This is a genomic window from Ensifer sp. R1-3, assembly GCF_056739175.1.
In genome coordinates this window covers 2181193-2205356 of record NZ_CP096515.1, presented here as the reverse complement: position 1 = coordinate 2205356, position 24164 = coordinate 2181193, and the positions used below count along the sequence as shown (strand labels likewise).

Annotated in this window: 31 protein-coding genes and 2 tRNA genes; 24 read left to right on the top strand and 9 right to left on the bottom strand. The window is 62.3% G+C overall.

What is annotated here, in order from left to right; translation table 11 throughout:
• The first annotated feature begins 348 nt into the window (after positions 1-348).
• From M1D43_RS10685 to M1D43_RS10670, 4 genes are all read left to right on the top strand, one after another.
• Positions 349-1536, top strand: a complete 1188-nt coding sequence (locus M1D43_RS10685) for a polysaccharide biosynthesis/export family protein (protein ID WP_013843956.1) — start codon at positions 349-351, stop codon at positions 1534-1536.
• 345 nt (positions 1537-1881) lie between these two features.
• Entirely contained in the window at positions 1882-2481 is a 600-nt protein-coding gene (gene pncA, locus M1D43_RS10680; RefSeq protein WP_153313151.1) for a bifunctional nicotinamidase/pyrazinamidase, read from the top strand.
• A 115-nt stretch (positions 2482-2596) separates the two neighbouring features.
• Positions 2597-3901 carry a nicotinate phosphoribosyltransferase gene (gene pncB / locus M1D43_RS10675; protein ID WP_153313150.1) on the top strand — a complete coding sequence of 435 codons (1305 nt, stop codon included), beginning with the start codon at positions 2597-2599 and terminating at the stop codon, positions 3899-3901.
• A gap of 135 nt (positions 3902-4036) precedes the next feature.
• The gene (locus M1D43_RS10670; protein WP_004435886.1) at positions 4037-4249 is read left to right on the top strand and encodes a hypothetical protein; all 213 of its coding nucleotides are present in this window, start codon (positions 4037-4039) and stop codon (positions 4247-4249) included.
• Between the two features lie 46 nt (positions 4250-4295).
• Here M1D43_RS10670 and M1D43_RS10665 read toward each other — a convergent pair whose 3' ends face one another.
• Positions 4296-4442, bottom strand: coding sequence for a hypothetical protein (locus M1D43_RS10665; protein WP_015007151.1), 147 nt, complete (start codon positions 4440-4442; stop codon positions 4296-4298).
• Positions 4443-4777: 335 nt separating this feature from the next.
• Between M1D43_RS10665 and M1D43_RS10660 the strand changes: the two genes are divergently transcribed.
• The 7 genes from M1D43_RS10660 to M1D43_RS10630 all read left to right on the top strand — a co-directional run bounded on the left by M1D43_RS10660 (position 4778) and on the right by M1D43_RS10630 (position 10445).
• Positions 4778-5155 (top strand): hypothetical protein, encoded by a 378-nt coding sequence (locus M1D43_RS10660; RefSeq protein ID WP_153313149.1) that lies wholly within the window; start codon positions 4778-4780, stop codon positions 5153-5155.
• A 94-nt stretch (positions 5156-5249) separates the two neighbouring features.
• Positions 5250-5477 carry a hypothetical protein gene (locus M1D43_RS10655; RefSeq protein WP_013843958.1) on the top strand — a complete coding sequence of 76 codons (228 nt, stop codon included), beginning with the start codon at positions 5250-5252 and terminating at the stop codon, positions 5475-5477.
• A complete protein-coding gene (locus M1D43_RS10650; protein ID WP_153313148.1) occupies positions 5474-6919 on the top strand; it encodes a TolC family protein in 1446 nt (481 codons plus the stop codon). The genes M1D43_RS10655 and M1D43_RS10650 overlap by 4 nt, the downstream gene beginning before the upstream one ends.
• 14 nt (positions 6920-6933) lie before the next feature.
• Positions 6934-8283 carry a multicopper oxidase family protein gene (locus M1D43_RS10645; protein WP_004435899.1) on the top strand — a complete coding sequence of 450 codons (1350 nt, stop codon included), beginning with the start codon at positions 6934-6936 and terminating at the stop codon, positions 8281-8283.
• 39 nt (positions 8284-8322) lie between these two features.
• The gene (locus M1D43_RS10640; protein ID WP_010968682.1) at positions 8323-8802 is read left to right on the top strand and encodes a cupredoxin domain-containing protein; all 480 of its coding nucleotides are present in this window, start codon (positions 8323-8325) and stop codon (positions 8800-8802) included.
• Positions 8803-8823: 21 nt separating this feature from the next.
• Entirely contained in the window at positions 8824-9108 is a 285-nt protein-coding gene (locus M1D43_RS10635) for a copper-binding protein (RefSeq protein WP_010968683.1), read from the top strand.
• Between the two features lie 89 nt (positions 9109-9197).
• Positions 9198-10445 (top strand): adenylate/guanylate cyclase domain-containing protein, encoded by a 1248-nt coding sequence (locus M1D43_RS10630; RefSeq protein WP_127539901.1) that lies wholly within the window; start codon positions 9198-9200, stop codon positions 10443-10445.
• Between the two features lie 47 nt (positions 10446-10492).
• Here M1D43_RS10630 and M1D43_RS10625 read toward each other — a convergent pair.
• Positions 10493-10567 (bottom strand) — tRNA-Thr (locus M1D43_RS10625).
• 261 nt (positions 10568-10828) lie between these two features.
• On the opposite strand from M1D43_RS10625, the gene M1D43_RS10620 reads away from it, so the two are divergent.
• From M1D43_RS10620 to M1D43_RS10575, 10 genes are all read left to right on the top strand, one after another.
• Positions 10829-11044 (top strand): hypothetical protein, encoded by a 216-nt coding sequence (locus M1D43_RS10620; RefSeq protein ID WP_153313147.1) that lies wholly within the window; start codon positions 10829-10831, stop codon positions 11042-11044.
• A 170-nt stretch (positions 11045-11214) separates the two neighbouring features.
• The gene (gene murA / locus M1D43_RS10615) at positions 11215-12507 is read left to right on the top strand and encodes a UDP-N-acetylglucosamine 1-carboxyvinyltransferase (protein ID WP_015007155.1); all 1293 of its coding nucleotides are present in this window, start codon (positions 11215-11217) and stop codon (positions 12505-12507) included.
• Between the two features lie 154 nt (positions 12508-12661).
• Complete coding sequence (locus tag M1D43_RS10610) at positions 12662-13102, top strand: DUF2948 family protein (protein WP_010968702.1); 441 nt, start codon at positions 12662-12664, stop codon at positions 13100-13102.
• Positions 13103-13166: 64 nt separating this feature from the next.
• Positions 13167-14471 carry a histidinol dehydrogenase gene (gene hisD, locus M1D43_RS10605; protein ID WP_010968703.1) on the top strand — a complete coding sequence of 435 codons (1305 nt, stop codon included), beginning with the start codon at positions 13167-13169 and terminating at the stop codon, positions 14469-14471.
• Positions 14468-14944: a UPF0262 family protein gene (locus tag M1D43_RS10600; RefSeq protein WP_010968704.1), complete on the top strand. Its 477-nt coding sequence runs from the start codon at positions 14468-14470 to the stop codon at positions 14942-14944. Before hisD ends, M1D43_RS10600 begins: the two co-directional genes overlap by 4 nt.
• Before the next feature lie 13 nt (positions 14945-14957).
• Complete coding sequence (locus M1D43_RS10595; protein WP_004435917.1) at positions 14958-15437, top strand: arsenate-mycothiol transferase ArsC; 480 nt, start codon at positions 14958-14960, stop codon at positions 15435-15437.
• Positions 15438-15594: 157 nt separating this feature from the next.
• Complete coding sequence (gene infA / locus M1D43_RS10590) at positions 15595-15813, top strand: translation initiation factor IF-1 (RefSeq protein WP_004435948.1); 219 nt, start codon at positions 15595-15597, stop codon at positions 15811-15813.
• Between the two features lie 97 nt (positions 15814-15910).
• Positions 15911-16531: a Maf-like protein gene (locus M1D43_RS10585; RefSeq protein ID WP_004435951.1), complete on the top strand. Its 621-nt coding sequence runs from the start codon at positions 15911-15913 to the stop codon at positions 16529-16531.
• Positions 16532-16535: 4 nt separating this feature from the next.
• On the top strand, positions 16536-16748 hold the full coding sequence (gene yacG / locus M1D43_RS10580) for a DNA gyrase inhibitor YacG (RefSeq protein WP_010968706.1): 213 nt from the start codon (positions 16536-16538) through the stop codon (positions 16746-16748).
• Positions 16749-16987: 239 nt separating this feature from the next.
• Positions 16988-17063, top strand: a tRNA-Phe gene (locus M1D43_RS10575).
• 105 nt (positions 17064-17168) lie between these two features.
• On the opposite strand, the gene M1D43_RS10570 is transcribed toward M1D43_RS10575, so the two are convergent.
• Together M1D43_RS10570 and M1D43_RS10565 are read right to left on the bottom strand one after the other, a co-directional pair.
• Entirely contained in the window at positions 17169-17633 is a 465-nt protein-coding gene (locus M1D43_RS10570; protein ID WP_153313146.1) for a type II toxin-antitoxin system HicB family antitoxin, read from the bottom strand.
• Entirely contained in the window at positions 17630-17818 is a 189-nt protein-coding gene (locus M1D43_RS10565; protein ID WP_153313145.1) for a type II toxin-antitoxin system HicA family toxin, read from the bottom strand. The genes M1D43_RS10570 and M1D43_RS10565 overlap by 4 nt, the downstream gene beginning before the upstream one ends.
• A gap of 318 nt (positions 17819-18136) precedes the next feature.
• Between M1D43_RS10565 and M1D43_RS10560 the strand changes: the two genes are divergently transcribed.
• From M1D43_RS10560 to M1D43_RS10550, 3 genes are all read left to right on the top strand, one after another.
• A complete protein-coding gene (locus M1D43_RS10560; RefSeq protein WP_498813950.1) occupies positions 18137-19237 on the top strand; it encodes a serine kinase in 1101 nt (366 codons plus the stop codon).
• Positions 19224-20306: a nucleotidyltransferase family protein gene (locus M1D43_RS10555; protein WP_153313143.1), complete on the top strand. Its 1083-nt coding sequence runs from the start codon at positions 19224-19226 to the stop codon at positions 20304-20306. Before M1D43_RS10560 ends, M1D43_RS10555 begins: the two co-directional genes overlap by 14 nt.
• Before the next feature lie 202 nt (positions 20307-20508).
• A complete protein-coding gene (locus M1D43_RS10550) occupies positions 20509-20820 on the top strand; it encodes a hypothetical protein (RefSeq protein ID WP_004435964.1) in 312 nt (103 codons plus the stop codon).
• Between the two features lie 279 nt (positions 20821-21099).
• Here the strand turns inward: M1D43_RS10550 and M1D43_RS10545 are convergent, their stop codons facing one another.
• The 5 genes from M1D43_RS10545 to rhaI all read right to left on the bottom strand — a co-directional run bounded on the left by M1D43_RS10545 (position 21100) and on the right by rhaI (position 24163).
• Positions 21100-21489: a DUF930 domain-containing protein gene (locus M1D43_RS10545; RefSeq protein WP_153313142.1), complete on the bottom strand. Its 390-nt coding sequence runs from the start codon at positions 21487-21489 to the stop codon at positions 21100-21102.
• A 146-nt stretch (positions 21490-21635) separates the two neighbouring features.
• Positions 21636-22097 carry a YbaK/EbsC family protein gene (locus M1D43_RS10540; RefSeq protein WP_153313141.1) on the bottom strand — a complete coding sequence of 154 codons (462 nt, stop codon included), beginning with the start codon at positions 22095-22097 and terminating at the stop codon, positions 21636-21638.
• Between the two features lie 79 nt (positions 22098-22176).
• On the bottom strand, positions 22177-22365 hold the full coding sequence (locus M1D43_RS10535) for a hypothetical protein (RefSeq protein ID WP_004435975.1): 189 nt from the start codon (positions 22363-22365) through the stop codon (positions 22177-22179).
• A 71-nt stretch (positions 22366-22436) separates the two neighbouring features.
• On the bottom strand, positions 22437-22691 hold the full coding sequence (locus M1D43_RS10530; protein ID WP_004435988.1) for a GlsB/YeaQ/YmgE family stress response membrane protein: 255 nt from the start codon (positions 22689-22691) through the stop codon (positions 22437-22439).
• A gap of 179 nt (positions 22692-22870) precedes the next feature.
• Positions 22871-24163 (bottom strand): L-rhamnose catabolism isomerase, encoded by a 1293-nt coding sequence (gene rhaI / locus M1D43_RS10525; RefSeq protein ID WP_153313140.1) that lies wholly within the window; start codon positions 24161-24163, stop codon positions 22871-22873.
• Position 24164: the final 1 nt, after the last annotated feature.

Here is a 24164-nt window from a genome sequence, read left to right as displayed (position 1 = left end):
TAACGTAAATTGCAATCGGCGACATTCCTGCTCTGCGGGTATCCCCGGTTTTATCCCCTGCGCTGTATTAGTGAGCTTTTAACTCATAGTGCCTAGCTTTCAACCCCGAAGGGCTAGATATACGTCTCCTGCGATCCATCCAATACAATTACGGCGACGGTTCGTAACCAATATCGAGGCGGTATGGCCGGAAGAGCGCAGTCTCGATTATTTTGCCGGCTGTCGCGGCGAGGTGGCTTGTTGTGGGACGGCCTTTGTGCTTTTCAGAGATCGGCGGATTCCCTGCCGGGAAAATGCGGCGCAGATATCTGTATGGAATCATTGCTGTGCCGAACACGGAGTGTCGTAGTGAAACGAGTGACTGCCCTTCTGCTTTGTACTGCGCTTGCGGGATGCCAGGCCGTGCCGGGCGAGGGCCCTCTGACAACCGATATCGTTTCGGATGCCGGCCAGTCCGGCTCGGAGATCGGCAGAAGGAACGCGACGGTATTTGATATTGTAGATGTCGATGGCCAGTCGGCGCGGCTCGTTTCCGAATATGTTTCCACAACCCTCAGCCGCCGCTTCGGCATCGGCGGCGGCGTCGGTCAGGTGGTCATCGGCATTGGTGACCAGCTGAAGGTCACGATCTTCGAGGCGGGCAGCGACGGGCTGTTTTCCACAACTGAATCGAAGCAGACGAGCATCGATCTCGTCGTCCAGCCCGATGGCAAGGCGGCAATTCCTTATGTCGGATCGGTCCGTTTTGCCGGCCTGACGCTCGAGCAGGCGCGCCAGGCGATCCTCGATGCATTGAAACAGAAGGCCGTCGAGCCGGACGTGATCGTGACGTCGACGTCGACGGCGTCGCGCATCGTCACGGTGTCCGGTGCCGTCGGCCGTCCTTCGGTCGTGCCTCTCAATCTCGTCAGCGAGACGATCAACGAGGTCATCGCGAAGGCGGGCGGCCCATCGGCGCAGCCCTACGAGACCTATGTGACGCTGGTGCGCGGCAAGAAGACCGGCACGGTCCTGCTGAAATCGATCATCGAGAGCCCCTCGGAAAACATTCACGTAAAGCCGGGCGACCAGATCTTCGTGACGCGCGATCCGCGCACCTTCACGGTGCTCGGCCAGGTGCGGGCAAATCAGCGCGTCGAATTCGGCGCCAACGATCTCAACCTGCTCGAGGCCGTGGCGCTCGCCGGCGGCGGCTCGGATCGGACGGTGGATGCCAAGGGTTACTTCGTGTTCCGCTACGAGGAGCCGGATATCGTCATGAGCCTGCTCGGGCAGGAGCGTTTTCACAAGCTGCTGAGCAAGGGCATGAAGGCCGACCGCGTCGGGCGCTACCCGGTCGTCTACCGGTTCGACATGACGAAACCGGACAGCCTCATCGTCGGTCAGACCTTCCCGGTCAAGAATCGCGACGTCATCTACGCCTCGCGCCATCCCTCTGTCGACATCACGAAGTTCCTCGATTTCGTGGCACGGCCGATCGGTATCGTGAATTCCGGCGTGAACGTCGCCGACAATCTCAACGATTTCAACAACTGACGTTGGAGTAGGCCGACACCAGGCGTGGGCGGTGTCGACGCGGTTGCCGGCGGAATGCTTTCGGCCGGCATGCATTAACGTCCTATAATCAATCACCTTTATAAGGTTCGCAGGTTCGCCGGGATTCGCGTCGCGAGCGTCGAACATGCTTGCCGCGGCGCGCGTTCTATGGTTGATCTGGTTTAGAGCGGGATGAGGAAAAGTGCATGCGGTTTTCCGCCCGCATCCCGCTCTAACTTATTAGAATCGATCACGTTCATGACTTAGGTCGATCCGACCTGAATCATCGTGATCGGGATCGATTTGTTGATGGCCGATGCGGCTCGGCCGGATTTGCGAGAGGCAATGGCTGACGAAGCCCTGATCGTTATCGATATGCAGAACGACTTCTGCCCCGGCGGCGCTCTCGCGGTCGAGGGCGGCGATGAAATCGTGCCCGCCGTCAATCGCCTCATCGACGCGTCGCCGCATGTCGTCCTGACGCAGGACTGGCACCCGGCCGGCCATTCCAGTTTCGCCTCGACGCATCCGGGCAAGGCTCCGTTTCAGACCGTGGCGATGCCTTACGGAGAGCAGACGCTCTGGCCCGAGCATTGCGTCCAGGGGAGCGCCGGTGCCGATTTTCATCCGTCCCTGCGATGGACCTCGGCGGAGCTCGTCATACGCAAGGGCTTCCGTCGCGAGATCGACAGTTATTCCGCCTTTTTCGAAAACGATCACCGGACCCCGACCGGGCTTGCCGGTTACCTGCGCGAGCGCGGCATAAAAGGCGTGACGCTTTGCGGCCTGGCTACCGATTTCTGCGTTGCCTTCTCGGCACTCGATGCGGTCGCCAAGGGCTTTTCGACGTCGGTGGTGCTCGGCGCCTGCCGTGGCATCGATCTGAACGGCTCGCTTGCGGCCATGACCCTGCGCATGCGCGATGCCGGCGTCCGGCTGATCTAGTCGCCCCCGGGACGGGGAAGCGCGGCGTCGGCCGCGTCCCCGCTCGGACTTAGGATATCGACCACGATCGCCTCGCTTCAGAGCGGGTCATGACGGTCCAAGAGGAGCGTATTGCATGCCAAAGACCGATATCGCGCGACGGGTCTATAACCATACCTGGAAGCTCGATCCGATCGTCCGCAGCCTGCTCGATACGGATTTCTACAAGCTTTTGATGCTGCAGATGATCTGGCAGCTCTATCCGGACGTGGACGCGACCTTTTCGCTGATCAACCGCACGAAGACGGTGCGCCTTGCCGACGAGATCGACGAACAGGAACTGCGCGACCAGCTCGACCACGCGCGAGGCCTGCGCTTCACCAAGAAAGAAATGATATGGCTTGCGGGTAACAGCTTCTATGGCCGCACGCAGATCTTTTCGCCGGAATTTCTCGCCTGGCTCGCAAGATTCCGCCTTCCGGAATACGCGCTGTCGCGTCGTGACGGCCAATTCGAACTGACCTTTCGTGGCCGCTGGGCCGAGACGACGATGTGGGAAATCCCTGCGCTCGCGATCATCAACGAGTTGCGCTCGCGCGCGGCGATGAAAGGGCTCGGCCCATTCACGCTGGACGTCCTCTATGCCCGCGCCAAGGCCAAGATGTGGTCGAAGGTCGAGCAGTTGCGGGAGCATCCGAACCTGCGCATTTCCGACTTCGGTACGCGCCGGCGGCACAGCTTCCTATGGCAGCGCTGGTGCGTCGAGGCGCTGAAGGAAGGCATCGGCTCGTCCTTCACAGGCTCGAGCAACGTGCTGCTGGCAATGGACAATGATCTGGAGGCGGTCGGCACCAATGCGCACGAGCTGCCGATGGTGGCTGCGGCGCTTGCCCGCAACGACCGCGAGCTTGCGGCCGCGCCCTACAAGGTTCTGCAGGACTGGAACCAGCTCTATGGCGGCAACCTCCTGATCGTGCTCCCGGACGCGTTCGGGACGGCCGCGTTCCTCAGGGATGCACCCGTCTGGGTGGCGGACTGGACCGGCTTCCGGCCGGACAGTGCCCCGCCCATCGAGGGAGGCGAGAAGATCATCGCCTGGTGGAAGAAGATGGGCCGAGACCCCCGGGAGAAGCTTCTGATCTTCTCCGACGGCCTCGACGTCGACACGATCATCAGGACCTACTGCCATTTCGAAGGGCGCGTGCGCATGAGCTTCGGCTGGGGAACGAACCTGACGAATGATTTCGCCGGCTGCGCCCCGACCGAAATCAACGGCCTCAACCCGATCTCCATCGTATGCAAGGTCAGCGAGGCAAATGGCCGTCCGGCCGTCAAGCTCTCGGACAACCCGCGCAAGGCGACGGGGGATCCAGCCGAGGTCGAGCGCTATCTGAAATTTTTCGGCAGCGAGGATTTCGTGGAGCAATCCGTACGGGTGTGACGAGAGAAAAGAAACCGGCGGCTGCGGCTTCGAATCCCTCAATCATATGACTTATTGCGGTACCTCACTATTTCCTTGAATTTCCCCCCGATTGCCCCATGATGAGGTCGTTGAGGTACACCTTGGGAGGGGTTCGTGCGTCAGGCCTATTCTCCGGATGACGTGGACGTCATGCGCGGAGCGCTCGATATCTGGTGCGCTCTGCACAACGTCGGCAGGGATGGTGTGGAGGCCAACAGGGCCGCCAAACGCATTCTCGACTTGATGGACACGAAGAAGTGCTCCTGCGACGAACTTCTGGCTCAGCTGGGAGATTTCGGCCCGGAACAGCGTCGCCGCGTTTCCTGACGCATATCCTCGGGCGATCTTTGTGCGCCTGACAAGGCGGCCTCTTTCATCGTGGTATCGATGAGGTGATTTCGTGCGACACGGCGGCATTCGCCGCCGGGCGGTAGCTGGACAGCGCAAAATGCAGGATGCCGCTGACTGTGATGGACAGGGCGAGAACCGCGACGGTGACGCCGAGACCCGATTTGATCATATCCATCTTCTCCGACCTGTTGTTTTGCTTCCGCGTTCGAAAGAGCGCGGAATAGAGTTATTCCTGTGGCGCCGGCCGGGCTGTTCCCCGAGGAACGGAGAATATGGTTAACAATTTCCTGACCGTGGCGGGCATGCCACGGCACCTGAGACTTTCAATTATTTCTCGTCCCCGAAATTTTCCGATTGACCTTGCCATCGTTGTAAGCCCTAGAACTCGAAATCGGGTTGCAGCGGCGAAGTTCGCCCGTTGTAGTCGCGCCACACGTCGATGCGCCTTGCGTGTCGATGTGAGCTGAAGATTGACAATTTTGAGCCCGATGATAGGCATTGAGCATGGGCATGCTGCGAATCACGACGCAAAAGCTGTTGATTCTGTTCCGCCTGGTGATTTTCGTGTCACTGGCGGTATACGCATTGCCGAGTTCCTCCGCAGCCATGCACAGCGGCTGGTCCAAATCTGAAATCGCGCAGTCGAGCGACCATCACGATATGGCGAGCGGCGTGCATTCGCACGGCGATCAAGACTCCTCTGCCGAAGGCGACCAAACGCCCGCGAAGCAGCAATGCTGCAAAGACTTCTGTGCCGGCATGGCGATTCTCGCGGCGACCGACGCTATTGGCGGACCCCGCGTATCCCCCGTCCGGGAATTCGTCGACGACGCCCGGACGACGGGCGAAATGCCGCTGCTGCACCGGCCCCCAAGCGCCTGAATAGGATGCACCCGTCCGATTGACGGGTCGAACGCGTGTTCGCGAGCAAGCCTTGCTCTCGAGCGCTGCCGCAATCTCCTATTCGGATAAATCCATGAAACATCTGTTTTTCGTGGCCGTCCTGCCGCTTCTTGCGAGCGGTTGCGCCGCCACTCTGCCTCCCGATGTGATCGCTTCGGGGGAGCTCCCGGCCAACGATGCCGACGTGCGCCCCGTTGCCTATACGAGTCCTGTCGCGGGCTATACGGACCGCAGGGCCGTCGATCCCAAACCATGGCGCGACCAGAACGATGCGCAGGCTCCGAAAGGAGGCGCATCATGATGAAAGCCAGGATGAAGCTGGCGGCGACGCTCGCACTGCCGCTGGTACTCGGCGGCTGCGTTACCGCTGGCGAGTACGCGGTTAAGAATGCCGGGTTTTCCCTGGTCGCGGCGACAACGGCCGAAGCCGCCGGCAAGCAGACCGTATGGGTGCAGAACCAGGAACAGGCCCGCTCCGTCTCCGAGCGGGTGAAGGCGCTGATGGCGAAGAAGACCATCGACGTCGAGACGGCGGTCCAGGTCGCGCTGCTCAACAACAAGGGGCTGCAGGCGGCCTATGCCGATCTCGGCGAGTCGGCGGCCGACGCCTGGCAGGCGACAATGCTCGTCAACCCGACCGTCGGTGTCGGGCTTACGGGAATCGGCACGCCGGGGCTTACCGCATTCCGGACCGTCGAGGGCGCGATCGTCTCCAATATCCTCGCGCTCGTCACCCGCGACAGGAATATCGCGCTCGCCGACACCGAGTTCCGGAAGGCGCAGCTGGATGCCGCTTCGCGCACGTTGCAGCTTGCTTCCGAGACGCGGCGTGCCTGGATCAATGCCGTAGCGGCTTGGGAAACGGTGGGCCAGCTCAACCAGGCGCAGGCGGCGGCCGACGCGGCGTCCGAGCTTGCCGAAAAGCTCGGCGAGAGCGGGGCCATGACGAAGGGGTCGCAGGCCCGCGAGCATGTCTTCTACGCCGAACTGGCGGGAGAAGGGGCCAAGGCGCGGCTCGAGGCGCGTCTGGCCAAGGAGGAGCTGACGCGGCTGATGGGCCTCTGGGGTTCGGACGTCAAATTCCAGGTGCCGAACCGGCTGGCTTCCCTGCCGAAGGGCCTGATGAAGCGCGACCAGATCGAGGCGGAAGCCCTGCGGCGCCGTGTCGATCTCCAGATGGCGAAGCTCGACCTGGAGGCGACGGCCAGATCCTACAATCTGACCGAGGCCACCCGTTACGTCACCGACCTCAACCTCCTCGCCGGCTTCGAGACCGAGCGGGCAAAGGAGGACGGCGACATTTCGTCGGAGACGACCGGCCGGGTCGATCTCGAATTCGCCATTCCCATCTTCGACAGCGGCAAGGCGCGTATGCGCAAGGCCGAGCTCGCCTATATGCGGGCGGCGAACCTTCTCGCCGAGAAGGCGGTCAATGTCCGCTCGGAAGCACGCTCGGCCTATCAGGCCTACCGCGCCAACTACGACATCGCCCGGCACTACCGCAACAGCGTCGTGCCGCTGCGCACCAAGATCGAGGAGCAGTCCCTCCTCACCTATAACGGGATGATCACCAGCACCTTCGAACTGCTCGCCGACAGCCGCGAAAAGGTCAATTCGATCCTGCTCGCGATCAACGCCAAGCGTGACTTCTGGCTGGCCGAGGCGGATCTGGCTCCGGCGATTTACGGCGGGGGAGCCTCCGGCGAAACCGAGGTCGCAGCGGCCGCCGAAAGCGGCAACTGAGAAAGGAACCGAACATGTTCAACAGACGACAGTTACTCGGCGCGAGCGCCGCACTGGTATCCACCGCCGCCTGGGCGAAAACGTCGAATATGGGTCTGCCGGAAGCGGCAATCATGGAGACGGCGGAAACGCAAGCTCCCGTCCGTCCGGCCTCCGGCCCCGACTACAACCCGGTGGTGACCGTCAACGGCTGGACCGCGCCTCACCGGATGAACAGCGGTGTCAAGGAGTTCCATCTCGTCGCCGAGCCGGTCGAGCGCGAGATGGCCGAGGGCATGACCGCCTATCTCTGGGGCTATAACGGCCAGTCGCCGGGACCGACGATCGAAGCGGTCGAGGGCGATCGGGTCCGCATCTTCGTCACCAACAAGCTGCCGGAGCCGACGACGATCCACTGGCACGGCATGATCCTGCCGTCCGGCATGGATGGGGTCGGCGGGCTGTCGCAGCCGCACATCCCGCCCGGCAAGACCTTCGTCTACGAGTTCGATCTCGTGAAGTCCGGCACCTTCATGTACCACCCGCATTCCGACGAAATGGTGCAGATGGCGATGGGGATGATGGGCTTCTTCGTGATCCATCCCAAGGACCCGAAGTTCATGCCGGTCGACCGGGATTTCGTGTTCCTGCTCAACGCCTACGACATCGAGCCGGGCTCCTACGTGCCGCGCGTCATGGAAATGACCAACTTCAATATGTGGTGCTGGAACAGCCGCATTTTCCCCGACATCAGCCCCCTCGTCGTTTCCAAGAACGACCGTGTGCGCGTCCGGGTCGGCAACCTCACCATGACCAACCACCCGATCCACATGCACGGCTACGATTTCGAGGTCACATGCACCGACGGCGGCTGGGTCCGGCCGGAGGCGCGGTGGCCGGAGGTCAGCATCGACATTCCGGTCGGCGCCATGCGGGCCTACGAATTCGACGCCAAATACGCGGGTGACTGGGCGATCCATTGCCATAAGTCGCACCACACGATGAACGCCATGGGACACGACATCCCGACCTTCATCGGCGTCGACAAGAAGGAAGTCGCGCAGAAGATCCGGAAAGTCCGCCCGGAGTACATGCCGATGGGCACGGCCGGCATGTCCGACATGGGCAAGATGGAAATGGAACTTCCCGAAAACACCATACCCATGATGACCGGCTGGGGACCGCACGGGCCGATCGAGATGGGCGGCATGTTCTCCGTCGTCAAGGTGCGCGAGGGCATCTCGGCGGACGATTACTCCGATCCCGGCTGGTACGAAAACCCGCCCGGAACGCAGGCCTGGGAGTGGACGGGCGAGCTTCCCGACTGGACCAGGGCCGACAACGCAAAGACCCAGATCACGCCGAAGCACTCCAAACACGGGTGATACCGCATGACCATCTTCAACCAACCAAAGGACAATACGATGAAAGCTGCAATCTTCGGACTTCTTGCCGCGGCGCTCGCCTCACCGGCGCTCGCTTCCGGCAGTCACGAGGGCGGTCATGACGAGGTCATGGCCGTCGGGGAACCCGGCAAGAAGGCCGACGTCACCCAGACGATCCGGGTGACCATGAAGGAGACGGATGACGGCCAGATGATCTTCGCGCCGTCGGACTTCCAGGTCCGCGAGGGCCAGACCGTCCGTTTCGCGATCAAGAACGCCGGCGAGCTCGAGCATGAATTCGTCCTCGACCAGCAGGACAAGGTCATGGAGCACAAGGCGGCGATGGAGAAATTCCCCGACATGGAGCACGAGGATCCGAATGCGATCCGTCTCACCCCCGGAAAGTCCGGCGAAATCGTCTGGAAATTCACCAATGCCGGCACGTTCAAGATCGCGTGCCTGGTGCCGGGTCACTACGACGCGGGCATGCACGGCGACGTGACCGTCGCACAGAAATAAATCCTCAGGAAAGGGTCTCACATGAAAACGATCGTAAAGTCCACGCTGGCCTTCGCCCTCGCTCTCGGCACGGCCTATGGCGCTTTCGCCGCCGACTTCACCAAAGGCACTGTCAAGAAGGTCGATGCCAAGGCGAAGAAGGTCACACTGATGCACGAGGACCTGAAGGAGCTCGAAATGCCTGGAATGACGATGGTCTTCCGGGTCAAGGACGAAGCCCTGCTGTCGAAGCTGAAGGAAGGCGATCAGATCGAGTTCGTTGCCGAACGCGTCGACGGCAAGCTGACCGTCACCGAGGTGAAGTAGTCCACCGGGGGGAGGCGGCGGGATTGCCGCCGCCTCCCCATCCGGCTTTGCCGGCTAACCGGTAAGCATCACCCCTGATCGGGTAGGACATGACGTATACGCTTCACGCACCCTGGGACTTCGCAAAGGAAATCCGCTCGAGCGCACTGAGGTTTGTCGCCTTCGCGATCTTGATTGCAAACCTCCTGCTCGGTGGAAGCGAGGGAACCAGAGACACGCACTACGTCGTCGTCATCGCCTATTTCATCATCAGCATCGTTTCGGTCGCGACCGCACTGTTTCTCCCCGGCCGTTTCTGGCTCAAGACGCTGTTCGTCGTTCTGGACGGGCTGCTCGTCGCGGCGATCCTTTACGCCTATATCCTCGCTCCGGCTTCCGAGGACCATAACCTGACCACGACCAGCCTCGTGGTCGGTTTCGTCCTGCTCATCCACGCCGGCCTCCAGCTCGACCGCCGCCTCGTTCTCACTTTTTCCGGGATCGTCCTCGTTTCCTGGGTGGCCATGCTGGCCCTCTCGGCGGTGAGACACGGGGCCAGAGACGTCATGGCGCTGCTTTCTTCCTTCTTCAGTCAGGACTTCGGGCTGACGGTGAGCTTCGGCTTCACAGCCTTTGCCACCTACCTGCTTGCGAGGGATCACGACCGGACGCGCAACGAGGCGCTCGAAGCGGACCAGCGGCGTCGCAATCTCTCGCGGTTCTTCTCGCCGCTGATCGTGGCGGAACTGCAGAAAGGCGGCGATGCTTTCGGCCTCGGCCGGCGCAACGCGGCGATCATGTTCGTCGACCTGCGCGACTTCACCAGATTCGCCGAGACTGCCACCGCCGGCGATCTGGCCTCCGTTCTGGCGGAATACCGCCGGTTCGTCTCCCAGACGATCTTCGATCATGGGGGGACCGTCGACAAGTTCATCGGAGACGGTGTCATGGCCGTATTCGGACAGCCGCGGCCCATGGAAAACGATGCCGACCGGGCACTTGCCTGTGCGCTGGATCTGGTCGACGCGCTCGACGACTGGAGGAACCACAACCTCTCGAACGGCTATCCCACCCTCGATGCCGTCATCGGCCTGCACTACGGCACGGTCGTCGGAGGCGTTCTGGACAGCGGCGTCCACAGCGAGTTCACCGTGATAGGCGATGCGGTGAACGTGGCGCAAAGACTCGAAACCCTGGCCAAGTCGCTCGACGCTCCGCTTGTGATCTCGCTTGCGCTGATCGAGCGGCTGCAAGGCCCGATCCCGACAGCCGGCTGGATGTCCCTGAAATCAGCCGCCCTGGCGGGCCGGCGGCTCCCCGTCGACGTCTGGTACCTGCCGCGGCAAACGCAGGCGTAAGGCATCGGCCTTCATGGCTGGCAAATAACTGTTCTCTAGAGGAAAACTGGTGCTGCTAGAGAGATTTGAACTCTCGGCCTCTCCCTTACCAAGGGAGTGCTCTACCCCTGAGCTATAGCAGCATCCGGCGGCGCTTCGTGGCAAGCCGCATCAGGCGAGGGGCCTATTGCCATAGCTTGAGGGAGAGCGCAAGCCGCATTTCGAAGTTTTTGGGCGGGCCACGCCGGGAAGATGGCGGGCTCACACGGTCCAGGGCGCGCAAGCTCTTCCATTGCAGCCTTTTGCGGCACGGACCGGCCCGGAAGCCGCTTCGCGGTTTTCCCCGATTTCGCTCTCACCTGGCCGGCTTGCCGCTTCCGAAGGCCCTGGTTTTGCGGTAATGGATGGCCATGCAGAGCGACGACCACAATAAGCATGCGCCGGGGCGGGGAAAAGGCGCAGGGCATTCGAGCGAGGCCGAGGCGAGGCGGCAGCGTCTGGCGAAGAACCTGCGCGACAATCTCCAGCGGCGCAAGCAGCAGATGCGCGCGCGCCGGGCGGGTGCTGCGGACGAGACATCCGGATTGCCTGCCGCAAAATCGGACGAATCGGAAGATTAGGTTCTGCAACCGGCGGCAGGCGGGGCCTTCCGGGTCCTCGCTTTCCCTGCACCCCCGCATTTCAAGGCACTTCTAATTTCACCGCATCTCCACTAAAGAGACGCCCTTCAACAATGCCGGATCGGCATCGATTTTCCAGAAAGGCGGGCAGCGCCCGTGCGAGAGGTCTCATGGATCGCATCAGGATTGTAGGCGGAAATGAACTCCACGGGGTGATCCCCATCTCCGGCGCGAAGAACGCCGCCTTGCCGCTGATGATCGCGTCGCTCCTGACCGACGACACGCTGACGCTCGAAAACGTCCCGCATCTGGCCGATGTCGAGCAATTGATCCGCATCCTCGGCAATCATGGTGCCGACATTTCCGTCAACGGCCGGCGCGAGCGCCAGGGCGAGAGCTATGCCCGCACGGTGCATTTCACCAGCCGCAACATCGTTTCGACGACGGCGCCTTATGAACTCGTCTCGAAGATGCGCGCGAGCTTCTGGGTCATCGGGCCGCTGCTCGCCCGCGAAGGCAAGGCGCGGGTGTCTCTGCCGGGCGGCTGCGCCATCGGAACGCGTCCGGTCGACCTCTTCATAGAGGGACTGGCAGCACTCGGCGCCAACATCGAGATCGATGGCGGCTACGTCAACGCCACGGCGCCGGCAGGCGGGCTCATCGGTGCGCGCTACGTGTTCCCGAAAGTTTCCGTCGGTGCGACGCATGTGCTGATGATGGCGGCAACGCTTGCCAACGGCACGACCGTGCTCGGCAATGCCGCACGCGAGCCCGAAGTCGTCGACCTCGCCAAATGCCTGAACGCCATGGGCGCGAAGATCAGCGGCCAGGGCACGAGCACTGTTACCATCGAGGGCGTGCGCTCGCTCTCGGGCGCCCGCCACCGCGTGCTGCCCGACCGCATCGAGACGGGAACCTATGCGATGGCGGTCGCCATGGCAGGCGGCGACGTCATTCTCGAAGACACCGAGGCGAGCCTCCTGGACACGGCGCTGGAGGCGATCCGCCGTGCCGGCGCGGAGATCAGCGAGACGAACAGCGGTATCCGCATCGTTCGCAACGGCGCCGGCATCAAGCCGGTCGATATCGTCACCGATCCGTTCCCCGGCTTCCCCACCGACCTCCAGGCGCAGTTCATGGGGCTGATGACCCGGTCGAGCGGGGTTTCCCACATTACCGAGACGATCTTCGAAAACCGCTTCATGCATGTGCAGGAACTGGCGCGGCTCGGCGCCAAGATCTCGCTTTCCGGCCAGACGGCCAAGGTCGAGGGCGTGTCGCGGCTGAAGGGCGCACCGGTGATGGCGACGGATCTCAGGGCCTCCGTCTCGCTCGTCATCGCCGGCCTCGCTGCCGAAGGCGAGACCATGGTCTCGCGCGTCTACCATCTCGACCGCGGCTTCGAACGCCTCGAAGAGAAGCTCACGCGCTGCGGCGCCCATGTCGAGCGCGTCAGCGACTGATCCGGCCTGGCGCGTCCAATCAGGTGCGCGGAGCCGCTGTAGCCCTTTCGGTCACTTCCCGCGCCCGAGCCGTTGCGGTTTCGGGCGCAACGTCCTATGTCCTTGACGATCGCCCGCTAAAATGCGGGGCATGAAAACGGACGGGATGAATCGCATGGATGCTTTGAAACTGCTGGCACTCGACGAGGAAGACCTTGGTGTCGTCTCCGCCCATGTGCAGGACGCAGTCTTCAAGGTGGCGGGCACCGCCTACGACGCCCGGCGCCGGCAGTTCACCCTGGTGGTCAACCGCTTCGTCTGGGAGAAGGCGGAGGGCAAGCGCCGCAGCTTCGAGCGGCGCCGTGCCGTCCTTCTGTTCAAATGCGTCAGTGCCGTGCGGTCGCTCGGCTTCGATCGCACCGACATGGAAGCGGTGCTCGATCTTCTCGCCCTGCGTTTCGACGTCAAGGGGGAGGGGCCGGAAGGCACGATCGAGCTGGTGCTCGCGGGCGAGGCATCGATCGCGCTCGATGTGGAGTGCATCGAGGTGCAGTTTGCCGATACCGGCGGCGCCTGGGAGACGGCGTTCAAGCCGCGCCACCCCGAGGGCGCCTGAGGACGCCGGATTGAGAACTCCCGCTTGAGCGTCCCCGCCGGCCACCACCAAAAGGATCATCGCATTGGCAATCAGGCTGAACTATCTCGATACGAGCTTTGAGCGCGATTTCGCCGCGTTCCTGACGACCAAACGGGAAGTTTCCGAAGACGTCAACGCCGTCGTGCGCGCCATCATCGACGATGTCCGCGCCCGCGGAGATGCGGCGCTCGCCGACTATTCCGCGCGTTTCGACGGGATCGACTTTACTGTAACCGGCATGGCGGTGACGTCGGCGGAAATAGACGCGGCGATCCACGCGGTCGCTCCGGAAGTACTCGGCGCATTGAAGGTCGCGGCGACCCGCATCGAGGCGCATCACCGGCGGCAATTGCCGAAGGACGACATTTACGAAGACCAGATGGGCGTCGGCCTCGGCTCGCGCTGGACACCGATCGACGCGGTCGGTCTCTATGTGCCGGGCGGCACGGCGAGCTATCCGAGCTCGGTTCTGATGAACGCCCTGCCGGCCAAGGTCGCGGGCGTGCCGCGCATCGTCATGGTCGTGCCGGCCAGCGGCGGGTCGATCAATCCGGCGGTGCTCGCGGCCGCCCGCCTCGCCGGCGTCGAGGAGATCTACCGCATCGGCGGCGCGCAGGCCGTGGCGGCGCTCGCTTACGGCACCGAGACGATCGAGCCGGTGGCGAAGATCGTCGGCCCTGGAAATGCCTATGTCGCGGCCGCCAAGCGGCAGGTTTTCGGCACCGTCGGCATCGACATGATCGCCGGGCCGTCGGAAGTGCTGGTGATCGCGGACCGCGACAACGATCCGGATTGGATCGCCGCGGACCTGCTCGCCCAGGCCGAGCACGACGCCGGCGCGCAGGCAATCCTGATCACCGACGATGCCGCCTTCGGCGACGCGGTCGAAAAGGCGGTGGAGCGTCAGCTGAAGACGCTGCCGCGCGCCGAGACGGCGGCAGCGAGCTGGCGCGATTTCGGCGCCGTGATCCTGGTTCCGGATTTCGACAAGGCCGTGCCGCTCGCCAACCGCATCGCCCCGGAACATCTCGAACTGGCGACCGCCGATCCGGACGCGATGGTCCCCGCGATCCGCAATGCCGGTGCGATCTTCATCGGCAGGCACACACCCGAAGTCATCGGCGATTATGTGGGCGGGTCCAACCACGTGCTGCCGACGGCGCGTTCGGCGCGGTTCTCCTCCGGCCTCGGCGTGCTCGACTATGTGAAGCGAACCTCGATCCTGCGGCTCGGCCCGGATCAGTTGCGCATTCTCGGGCCCGCCGCGATCGCGCTGGCGAGATCGGAAGGCCTCGAGGCCCATGCCCGGTCGGTCGCCATCCGCCTCAATCTCGGGGAAGAGGGATGAAGGCCGATCGCAACCTGCGGCTCTGCGATGTCGTGCTGGACGAGACGATCGGCCGCTCGACGCCGGACGTGGAGCACGAGCGCGCGGTTGCGATCTTCGACCTGCTCGAAGAAAACCTGTTCGAGCCCGTCGGGCATCCCGGGGGCCCCTATCGGCTCAATCTGTCGCTGGTCGACGCGAAGCTGGTCTTCCGGATTTCGACCGACGGCGGTACCGAGGTCGCCACCCACATCCTCTCGCTCACGCCTTTTCGCCGTATCGTGAAGGACTACTTCATGATCTGCGAAAGCTATTACCAGGCGATCCGGTCGGCTACGCCGAGCCAGATCGAGGCGATCGACATGGGGCGGCGCGGCATCCACAACGAGGGTTCGCAGACCCTGATGGACCGGCTGTCGGGCAAGATCAGGCTGGATTTCGATACGGCACGCCGGCTCTTCACGCTTGTCTGCGTGCTCTACTGGCGCGGCTGACGGGGAGGCGGAGATGATCGCGACCGCCACGCCGCAATCGAAAGCGCCCCGCTCGGTTCTTTTCATGTGCGGCATGAACGCCATCCGTTCGCCGATGGCCGAGGCGCTCGCCCGCGTAGCGCTTCCGAAAGGGACCTATGTCGCCTCCGCCGGCGTCCGGCAGGGCGAGCGCGATCCCTTCGTGGACGTGGTTCTCGAAGAGGTCGGGCTGACGATCGGCCGGCATCAGCCGCGCACGCTCGAAGAGCTTGAGGACGATTACTTCGACCTCATCGTGACGCTGGCGCCCGAAGCCCACCACATGGCGCTTGAATTGACCCGATCCATGGCAGTGGATGTGGTATATTGGCCGACACCCGACCCGACCGTTGCGACCGGCACACGGGAGCAGATCGTGGCCGCCTACCGGGCGGTGCGCGATCATCTGGCGACGCTGATCGCAAGCCGTCTCGCCGTGGAAAGCCAGCAGAAAGGCAGTCCTCCGGCGGCATGATCCCGATCCTTGCGCCGCGATCCGGTGCGCCAAGATCGGCTACCCGAAAAAGCCTGATCAAAGCGGTTCACAAAGCCGCGGCGATTGTGTAGTTTCCGGCAACTTTTCGAGGATGCCTGTTGCATCCGCTATTGAACACGAGAAAGAACAGTCCTGCATGGCGAAAGAAGAAGTCCTAGAGTTTCCGGGCGTGGTCACGGAATTGCTTCCCAACGCGACCTTTCGCGTGAAGCTTGAAAACGAGCACGAGATCATCGCCCACACGGCGGGCCGCATGCGCAAGAACCGTATCCGCGTTCTGGCCGGCGACAAGGTGCTCGTCGAGATGACGCCCTATGATCTGACGAAGGGCCGTATCACCTACCGCTTCAAGTAGGCTCCGGCCAATGCATGCCGCCCCGAAATGCTGAGCGCTTTTGGGCAGCGACATGCATGACCTTGACGCAAACATCCGGGAATAACGGCTCGCATCGATGGCAGTGACCAAGAAACTGATACTGGCGTCCGGATCGCCGCGTCGCGTCGAGCTCCTGGCGCAGGCGGGAATCGAGCCCGCGCGCCTCATGCCGATGGACCTGGACGAAACGCCGAAGCGTTCGGAGCATCCGCGGTCGCTCGCCCGCAGGCTGTCGGCCGAAAAGGCGAAGGCCGCGCTTTCTGCGATTACCGGCGACCCCGCCTGGGACGGCAGCTACATTCTCGCAGCCGACACCGTAGTTTGCGTCGGCCGCCGTATCCTGCCGAAGCCGGAACTGGTGAGCGAGGCATCGAGCGCACTGCACCTTCTGTCGGGCCGCAGCCACCGCGTCTATACGGGCATCTGCCTCGTCACGCCCGACCGCACGCTTCGCCAGAAGGTGATCGACACCAAGGTGCGCTTCAAGCGCCTTTCCACGCTCGATATCGAGAGCTACCTCGCTTCCGGCCAGTGGCGCGGCAAGGCAGGGGGCTATGGTATCCAGGGAATTGCCGGAGGGTTCGTCGTGAAGCTGGTCGGCTCCTACACCAATGTGGTAGGCTTGCCGCTCTATGAGACCGTCAATCTCCTCGTCGGCGAAGGGTACGACGTGCATGATCGTTGGCTGGAAGGCTGAGAAGATGCGCGGCGGAGGCAAGAAAAACGGATCGAACGTAGAACCCCTGCGTGCAACGCGTCCCTGTGCGGAGTGCGGACGCCCGTCCGTGCGCGAGCATTATCCCTTCTGCTCCGAGCGATGCCGTAACGTCGATCTCAATCGCTGGCTGTCCGGTTCCTATGCGATCCCGGTCGCCGACGACGAGTCGAAGGCCGACGACGGCGACGAACGGTAATTCTTCTCTCCACCGAAACGTTCGTTATTGTCGAGCGGCCCCGGGGAATTCGCGGGCGCCGGCGATCTCTCTGAATTTCTTCGACTTTCACCACTTTTCCGCGGGCAGCTAAATTCCTTCGAAAAAGAGTCATTTGGTGCTGGACACGGCCGAACAAGATGTTATAACCCCGCTCGCTTCCGGGGCGAACGACACGCCCCAGCGGTTTCCCGAAGGAAACTGCCGCCGTCAAGGCAGATGCCCGGATAGCTCAGTTGGTAGAGCAGCGGATTGAAAATCCGCGTGTCGGTGGTTCAAATCCGCCTCCGGGCACCATTTCTTTGATTTAGATAGAAGCGATGGCGAGAAAGCGCAATGGATGGCTATTTGGCGGGGCGCCGGTCGTCGTGGACGTGCAGCCTCCTTCGCGTGGCGCAGACGTTAACGTGCGTCCCGCTTAACCATTTCCCGGACACTGTCGCGCAACGACCCGCCGAATATTTTCTCTCTCGCGGCTGTCACCAGAAATGCGGAACGTGTCAAACCGGCGGAACTTGCGGCCTCGTCGATAGCCGCCAAGAGTCCGGCTTCCATCGAAATATTGGCCTTTACCGGGCGGCTATCCTCGACAATGGCGGGAACGACAACGAAGGCCGCTCCATCCGCGAGTTGTTCGGCGACCTCGGGGTCCTGACGCAGTTCGTCAATGCTTCGCGGCTCCGGGACCTCGCCGTCGTCGATCCAATCGGCGATCGCGGCCGCAGCATTGCGCAATGCCTCATCTACAGTCCTGCCCATCGCAGTCGCGCCCGGTGCATCAGGAAAGGCGACACCGTAAGCCCCATCATGTCCGTCCAGTAGAGCAAAAAACCTAGCCATTTCCGTCTCCGTCCGTTGGCCGGTCATTTCCAACCCGCCGCCTTAGCTATCGAGCGCGCCACGCCTTGCGTAACCACACAGTGGCGAGGCACCTGAATTTTCCTGTGGCCGGCCTTAACGAAATTATCATGTTCTTCGCCGCCGATATTGTGCCAGCCCTCACTTTCAAGGCGGGAAACTATCTTACGGCGATCATCTTCAAATTTCGGCATCAGCCCTCCATTATGCGCAAATATATGCGTAAAATATCGCGTAGCAAGAACATGCACACAATAAATGCGCAAAGCGATCGTTTGTACGAGTTGGCCGTGCGCAGCCGTCACACCAACCCCGCGCGGGCAGTTCGAGGCCACGGCACTCATCGGCGCCCCTAATCCAAGCTGCTTATTTCACCGCCGAAACATGTATCTTTAGCAGTATCCCATTGAATCCTCTGCCGTTGGCGCCTCATCGGGGCTGGCGGGATCGCGAATTTTCGACCACAAATACGAAAACATGCCGAGGCACGCGGCAGCGCGAGGGGAGTTGGAATGAAGTTCCGCGTCTCCGACGGGGCACGATTTTTTCTGCTTGGACAGCGCAAGACGATTTTCGTCGAAGCGTCGCAGCAGATCTTTGAGGTCGACGATCTTACGGCGTATCTCACCTGCCTTCTCGCCGAATCCATGTCGCAGCGCCGGCTGGAGGCCGATCTCGTGGCGCGTGGCGCCGGCCGGGCCGAAGCGCGCAGATCGGTGTGGGACTACCTCCTTTACATGTCCGGCGAGGGTCTGCTGGAGATTGCTTTCGACGCCGAGGAGGGGGAGCCGCTGCACACGCATGTGCTGGATCTGCAGGGAGCCGCCGTCTCGATAGCCTATCACGATAGAGGTCTCCTCGATCTGATCTTGCCCGTATTCGATCATCAGGCGTCGGAGGGCCTGAAGCCGTCGGCCTCCTACGCGGTGGCCAAGTTCGGCAACCGCGTGTGCGTCAGCCGCAGCCGTTCCCCCTGTATGATCGTCGCGGTCAACGAAGCGGTGCCGGCGCTGAAAGCGCTGCTGACGGAGGATGTGCTGGCAAGCCTCGGCACGAAGGTCGCGCTTCATGCCGCCCTCCTGGTGAAGAACGGGAAGGGGCTTCTGATTTGCGGCGCGCCGGGCGCGGGCAAGTCGACCCTCGCCCTCGCGCTCCTCGAAGCAGGCTTTGCCTGCGGCGGCGACGATATCGCGCTGATGAGGCCGGACGGCCTGCTGCGGGGCGTTCCCTTCGCCCCTGCTCTGAAGCGCGGCTCATGGGGTCTCCTCGAAGGCATGCGCGGCACGATCGAAGCGGCGCCGGTTCATCGCCGCCTCGACAACCAATATGTCCGCTACCTTGCGTCGGTCCCCTTTGCGTCTGACGATGCGGTACCGCTCGGCACCATCGCGCTTCTGCGCCGCCGCAAAGGTCGGACCGCACTTGCCGCGGTCGAACCGGCGCGGGTTCTGTCGGAACTCTTTCTCGGCGCCTTTACGCCGACACGGCGCCTCGATCTGTCGCAGTTCGACGCCCTGCTGGGCGCTATCCGCGGCGCCAGTGCCATCGAGCTTTCCTATATGCGACTGGACGAGGCCGTAGAGATGCTGAGCGGGCACCATGACGGGTCGTAGCTACCGAAGCCTTCTTGCGCTCACATCCTGCCTCAAAGGCAATCCTCCGGCTGACGTGGACTGGGAGCACGTCATCGCGCTTGCGAATGAAAGCCTGACGGTTTCCTCGCTCGCTCTCGCGGCGAGGAAATATGCGGGGGACGTGCCCGAGGATGTCCGCCGATACCTCTCTCTGATTTACGACAGGAACGCGGAGCGCAACAGGAGACTGCTGGCGCAACTGACCGAGGCGGTACACTGCCTCAACCGCATCGGCGTGGAGCCGGTCCTCATGAAGGGTGCGGCAATCCTGGTCGGACAGAAGCCGGACGAGATCGGAGCGCGGATGCTGACCGACATCGATATTCTCGTCCGCCCCGCCGACATGGCCTCATCGATTGGAGCACTGCAGGACATCGGTTACGAGATCCGCCTTGCCGCCGGCAGCGGTTCATGGCCGGGAAACCCCAAATTCCATCTGCCTGCAGTCCTGGAGCGGCCGACGGATGCTGGGAGCATCGATCTTCAATGCCGGCCGAAAGGGCCGGCCTCCTTCAGCGACATCGAATGGCTGTATGGGCACAGCCGCAGGATAGCCCTCGATGGAGGAGACGTCCGCGTTCCCACGCCCTTTGCCCAGATCGTCTTCCTGATCCTGCATGATCAGTTCCAGGATGGCGACTACTGGCGCGGCCTGATCGATCTGCGACACCTTCTCGATCTGTCGAAGCTCGCAGCCTCGGACAGCGTCGACTGGGAGCATTTGATGTCGCTTTTCGCCAGGGGCTACGAAAGACATGCGGTCGAGACGCAAATTCTGACGGCCGACACGCTGTTCGGGATAGGCGGGGCGTCCGGTTTGTCTGCCGGGAAGCTGCCGCGGCTTCAATTGCAACGCAGACAGGTCCAGCTTGGAAGGGATTATCTCGTCGTCCCCCTCACCGTTTTCACGCTCTTGACCGAGATCGCCCACTACCCGTCCTGGGACCGGTACGGCGGTGCGCCATACCCATCGCGGCGCCAGGAGGCCAAGCGGAAAATCCGCGAGCTACGACGCATCTTTCGGTCGAGGCCGTCAGGAAAGATCTAGGACAGATATTGATAACTGAAGGTGCCGGTTTCCCGTAACGTTCTTTAATGTAAGCGGAAATATATATTTGTAGCTATCTGTGATTAATTACAATTGATTATATAGTATTCTATATTCCGGGACGCACCCAAATGTAACACTATTGTCTGGCAAAATATTACTGTAAATTCGGCGAAACAGTCAACGCACAGGGGAGGCGTCCATGAGTTCCGAAATGCCAAACGGGCTGCCGTCGCGCAGCGACGAAGACCGGCGCGAGTTTCTGAAGAACTGTGGGCGCTTCGCGGTGGTGACGCCACCCGCCGTCACCATGCTGCTTTCCACGAGCCTCACCTCGAATGCGATCGCCAAGTCGGGCGGCGGTGGCGGTGGTGGTTCGAAGGGCAACAACGGTTACGGCAACGGGCCGGACGGACCAAATCCCGGTAGCGCGCATGGCGGCGGCGTGTCGCAGGGCGGCCCGGGAGGCGGGCAGTCGCAGGGCGGTTCGAAGACAGGCGGGGTCCTGCGTTAATCGCGCGCCAATGCGGGTCGCGGGGCGAAGCAAGCCGGATCACGCCCATGGAAGTGATTTGTTAACCAATTTCTTACAAAATTCTTGACGTCGATGATGACGGGCCGGCTGGCCCGTCGGTCCGGCGCAGGTGCGGCATTCGTCTTCCTGGGGAGTTGGGTAGGATGTACGAAATGACGGAACACATGATGAAGGTGCTGATGAGCATCATCGCCGTACTGTCGCTCGGGTCCTTCGTGTTCCTGATGGCGGTCCTTTAGACGAGATTGTGCGGCTCCCTCAGGGGTAAAGATAGAGCTGGTTCCAGTTCTCCCGCGGCACGCGTTCGCCGATCTTGTATTCGAAAGACAGCACTTCGAGGTGCTCGGAATCCGTCTTGCACCTGAATGCCAGCTTGTACCAGTCCCCCTTGCTTCGGAATACCGCGCCCGTCGCCTTCATCTTGTCGCCTTTCATGACGGGATCGGCAAAGGTATAGGCGATGACCTTGTCCGGTTTGAACCGGTTCTTGTCTGCGCCGATACGCTCCATCGCTTCCGTGTCGCAACGCTGCTCCAGCCGCGTCTGGGGATCGAGCTTCTCGAATTGCCGGACGAGGGACCGGTCCATCGCTTGCGTCGGGCATGCCGCCATAATGGCGATGGTGAAGGCGCATGCGAGTGCTCTCATTCTCCGTACCGCTCCATATCTACAGCGCGATGGCATTCCGACTCATCGGCCTGCTTCGCGGGGTGGGAGTGCCAGCATTCAGTTAAACTATGTGGCCATTCCAAGGCCGCTGTTCCGGGACCACTGCGTGCTGCGGCACGTAGACGCTACACCGCCGAGACATCGATCCATTTTGCACCGGTCAGCTCGGCCATCCGCTCCGGGCTGATATGGACGGCGGCGTTGGTCGCACCGGCGGCGGGAACGACGATGTCGAACGACTTGAGCGACTCGTCGCAATAGACGCTGTGGGGCTTGGCGAGGCCGAAGGGACAGACCCCGCCCACCGGATGGCCCGTTTCCGCCTCGACCTCGTCGAAGCCGAGCATGCGCGCCTTGGTTCCGAACCGCGCCTTGTACTTCCTGTTGTCGAGGCGCGCATCGCCGCGCGTGACGATGAGGATGATTTCGTCGCCGACCCGGAGCGCGAGGGTCTTGGCTATCTGCGCCGGTTCGACGCCATGACCCTCTGCCGCGAGCGCCACGGTTGCGGTGCTTTGCTCCAGCTCGATGACGTCGATGTCCGGCGCGTGCCGGGAAAAGAACTGTTTGACGGAAGCAAGACTCATTTCTGGCAATCTGTACTTTGGATGAAATCAGCGTGCAGGCCGCGCATGGCTAAAAACCGCCGTTCGGGCGCGGCACATTTCAGTCGTCATTCGAGGCATCGAGATCTTCGGGACGCATCCCTTCCTGCTGCGACGGCAGGTAGCCGTGGCTTGCGAACCAGGTTTCGAGAATCGTGGAAATCGCCTGTTCGCGCGTCAGGGTACCGGGGTGGTCCGCGATGTACGACTTGAGCGCGTCTTCGATCTTTTCCGCGTAGAGTTCGGTCATTTTCGCCTCCGCTCATTGGCTTGCGATGGCCGGTCCACGCCTGGCGCGGACCGTATGATGGTAAACGCGGATCAGGCCTGTTTGACGACGCGAATCAGCACCAGAAGGATCACGGCGCCGATCGTCGAGTGAATAATGGCAGAAAAGATGCCGGTGCCGATGCTGATCCCGATGGCCGGGAAGAGAAGGCCGGCGATGAAGGCGCCGACGATGCCGATCACGATATTCCCGAGCAGACCGAAGCCGCCTCCGCTGACGATCAAACCGGCAAGCCAGCCTGCAACCGCGCCGACGATCAGGAATACCAGAATGCTTTCAATGCCCATGAATCACCCTCTCGTTGTATCTGAAGAAGAGGATAAACCATGTTTCGGAATGAGATAGAAGGCAATTTGGTCGCGCGCTGAATTTTTGACCGCGCGGAATGCCTTCTGCGCCGCTGCCGCGACTTTCTACCGTTCTGGTTCGGAGAAAGCCGCTGCCGGTGCCGCTCAGACGGTGCCGTTCAGACGATGCCGCCGCCACCGCCGGCGACTGCAGGACGCTCGGCCGCCACCCTGGCGCGGTAGCCGCTTGCCCGGTAGGCGGCAACCGGCGCGATTGCGCCGTCATTTTCCAGGCGGGCCATGGCGAGGATGGGCTCGACGTCGGTCCGGAAGGCAGTCTTCAGTGTTTCTGATGCCATCAGCGCATCGTTCTCCTCCTGATAGCCTGCAAGTGCCTTGCGATCGACGATAAGCGCCTGAGCATAGGCACGGCCGACCTCCATGGCGCTGGTCATCAGGCTTTCGATCGGGTCCGTCACGTTGTGGCTCTGGTCGAGCATATGGGCCGGATCGAACCCGTCCGCGGCGCGTGTCTCCGCATCGACGAGCTCGTTGAAGACGAGGAACAGGCGGTAGGGGTCGATCGATCCGGTATCGAGATCGTCGTCGCCGTATTTCGAATCGTTGAAATGGAAGCCCCCGAGCTTCTTGAACTGGATCAGCCGGGCGACGATCATCTCGATGTTGACGTTCGGTGCGTGGTGCCCGAGATCGACGAGGCAGAAGGCCTTGGGCCCGAGTTCCTGTGCGATCAGGTAGTTCGTGCCCCAATCCTGCACGACCGTAGAGTAGAAGGCCGGTTCGAACATCTTGTGCTCGGTGAAGATGCGCCAATCATCCGGAAGCGCCGCGTATACCGCCTTCATCGAGTCGAGATAGCGTTCGAAGGCCCGGGTGAAATTGCTCTGGCCGGGGACGTTGGAGCCGTCGCCGACCCAGACCGTCAATGCCTTGGAACCGAGCGCCTTGCCGATCTCGACGCATTCGAGATTATGCTCGATCGCCTGGCGCCGGGTCGCGGAATCGGTGTGCGAAAGGGAGCCGAACTTGTAGGAATGCGCCTGACCGGGCGCGTCCGAAAAGGTGTTAGAGTTCATCGCGTCGAAGCTCAAGCCGAGCGCCGAGCCCTTCTCCTTCAGGCCCCCAAGATCGGAGACCTTGTCCCAGGGGATGTGGAGCGACACGGCCGGCGTCGCCCGCGTCAATTGCTGGATGACGGCGCAGTCCTCAAGCTTGTCGAATATGTTGCGCGGCTCGCCGGGGCCGGGGAAACGGGCGAAGCGCGTGCCGCCGGTGCCGACGCCCCATGACGGGACCGCAACGCCGTAGGCCGCGACCTTGGCCTTCACCGCATCGATATCGATGCCGCGGCGGGCGAGGCGATCGCCGAGGCTTTCATAGTCACGTGTCAGAGCGTCCCGGCGGCTCGCATTCTCGGCATCGAGGACGGATGTGCTGATCATCAGGGTCATC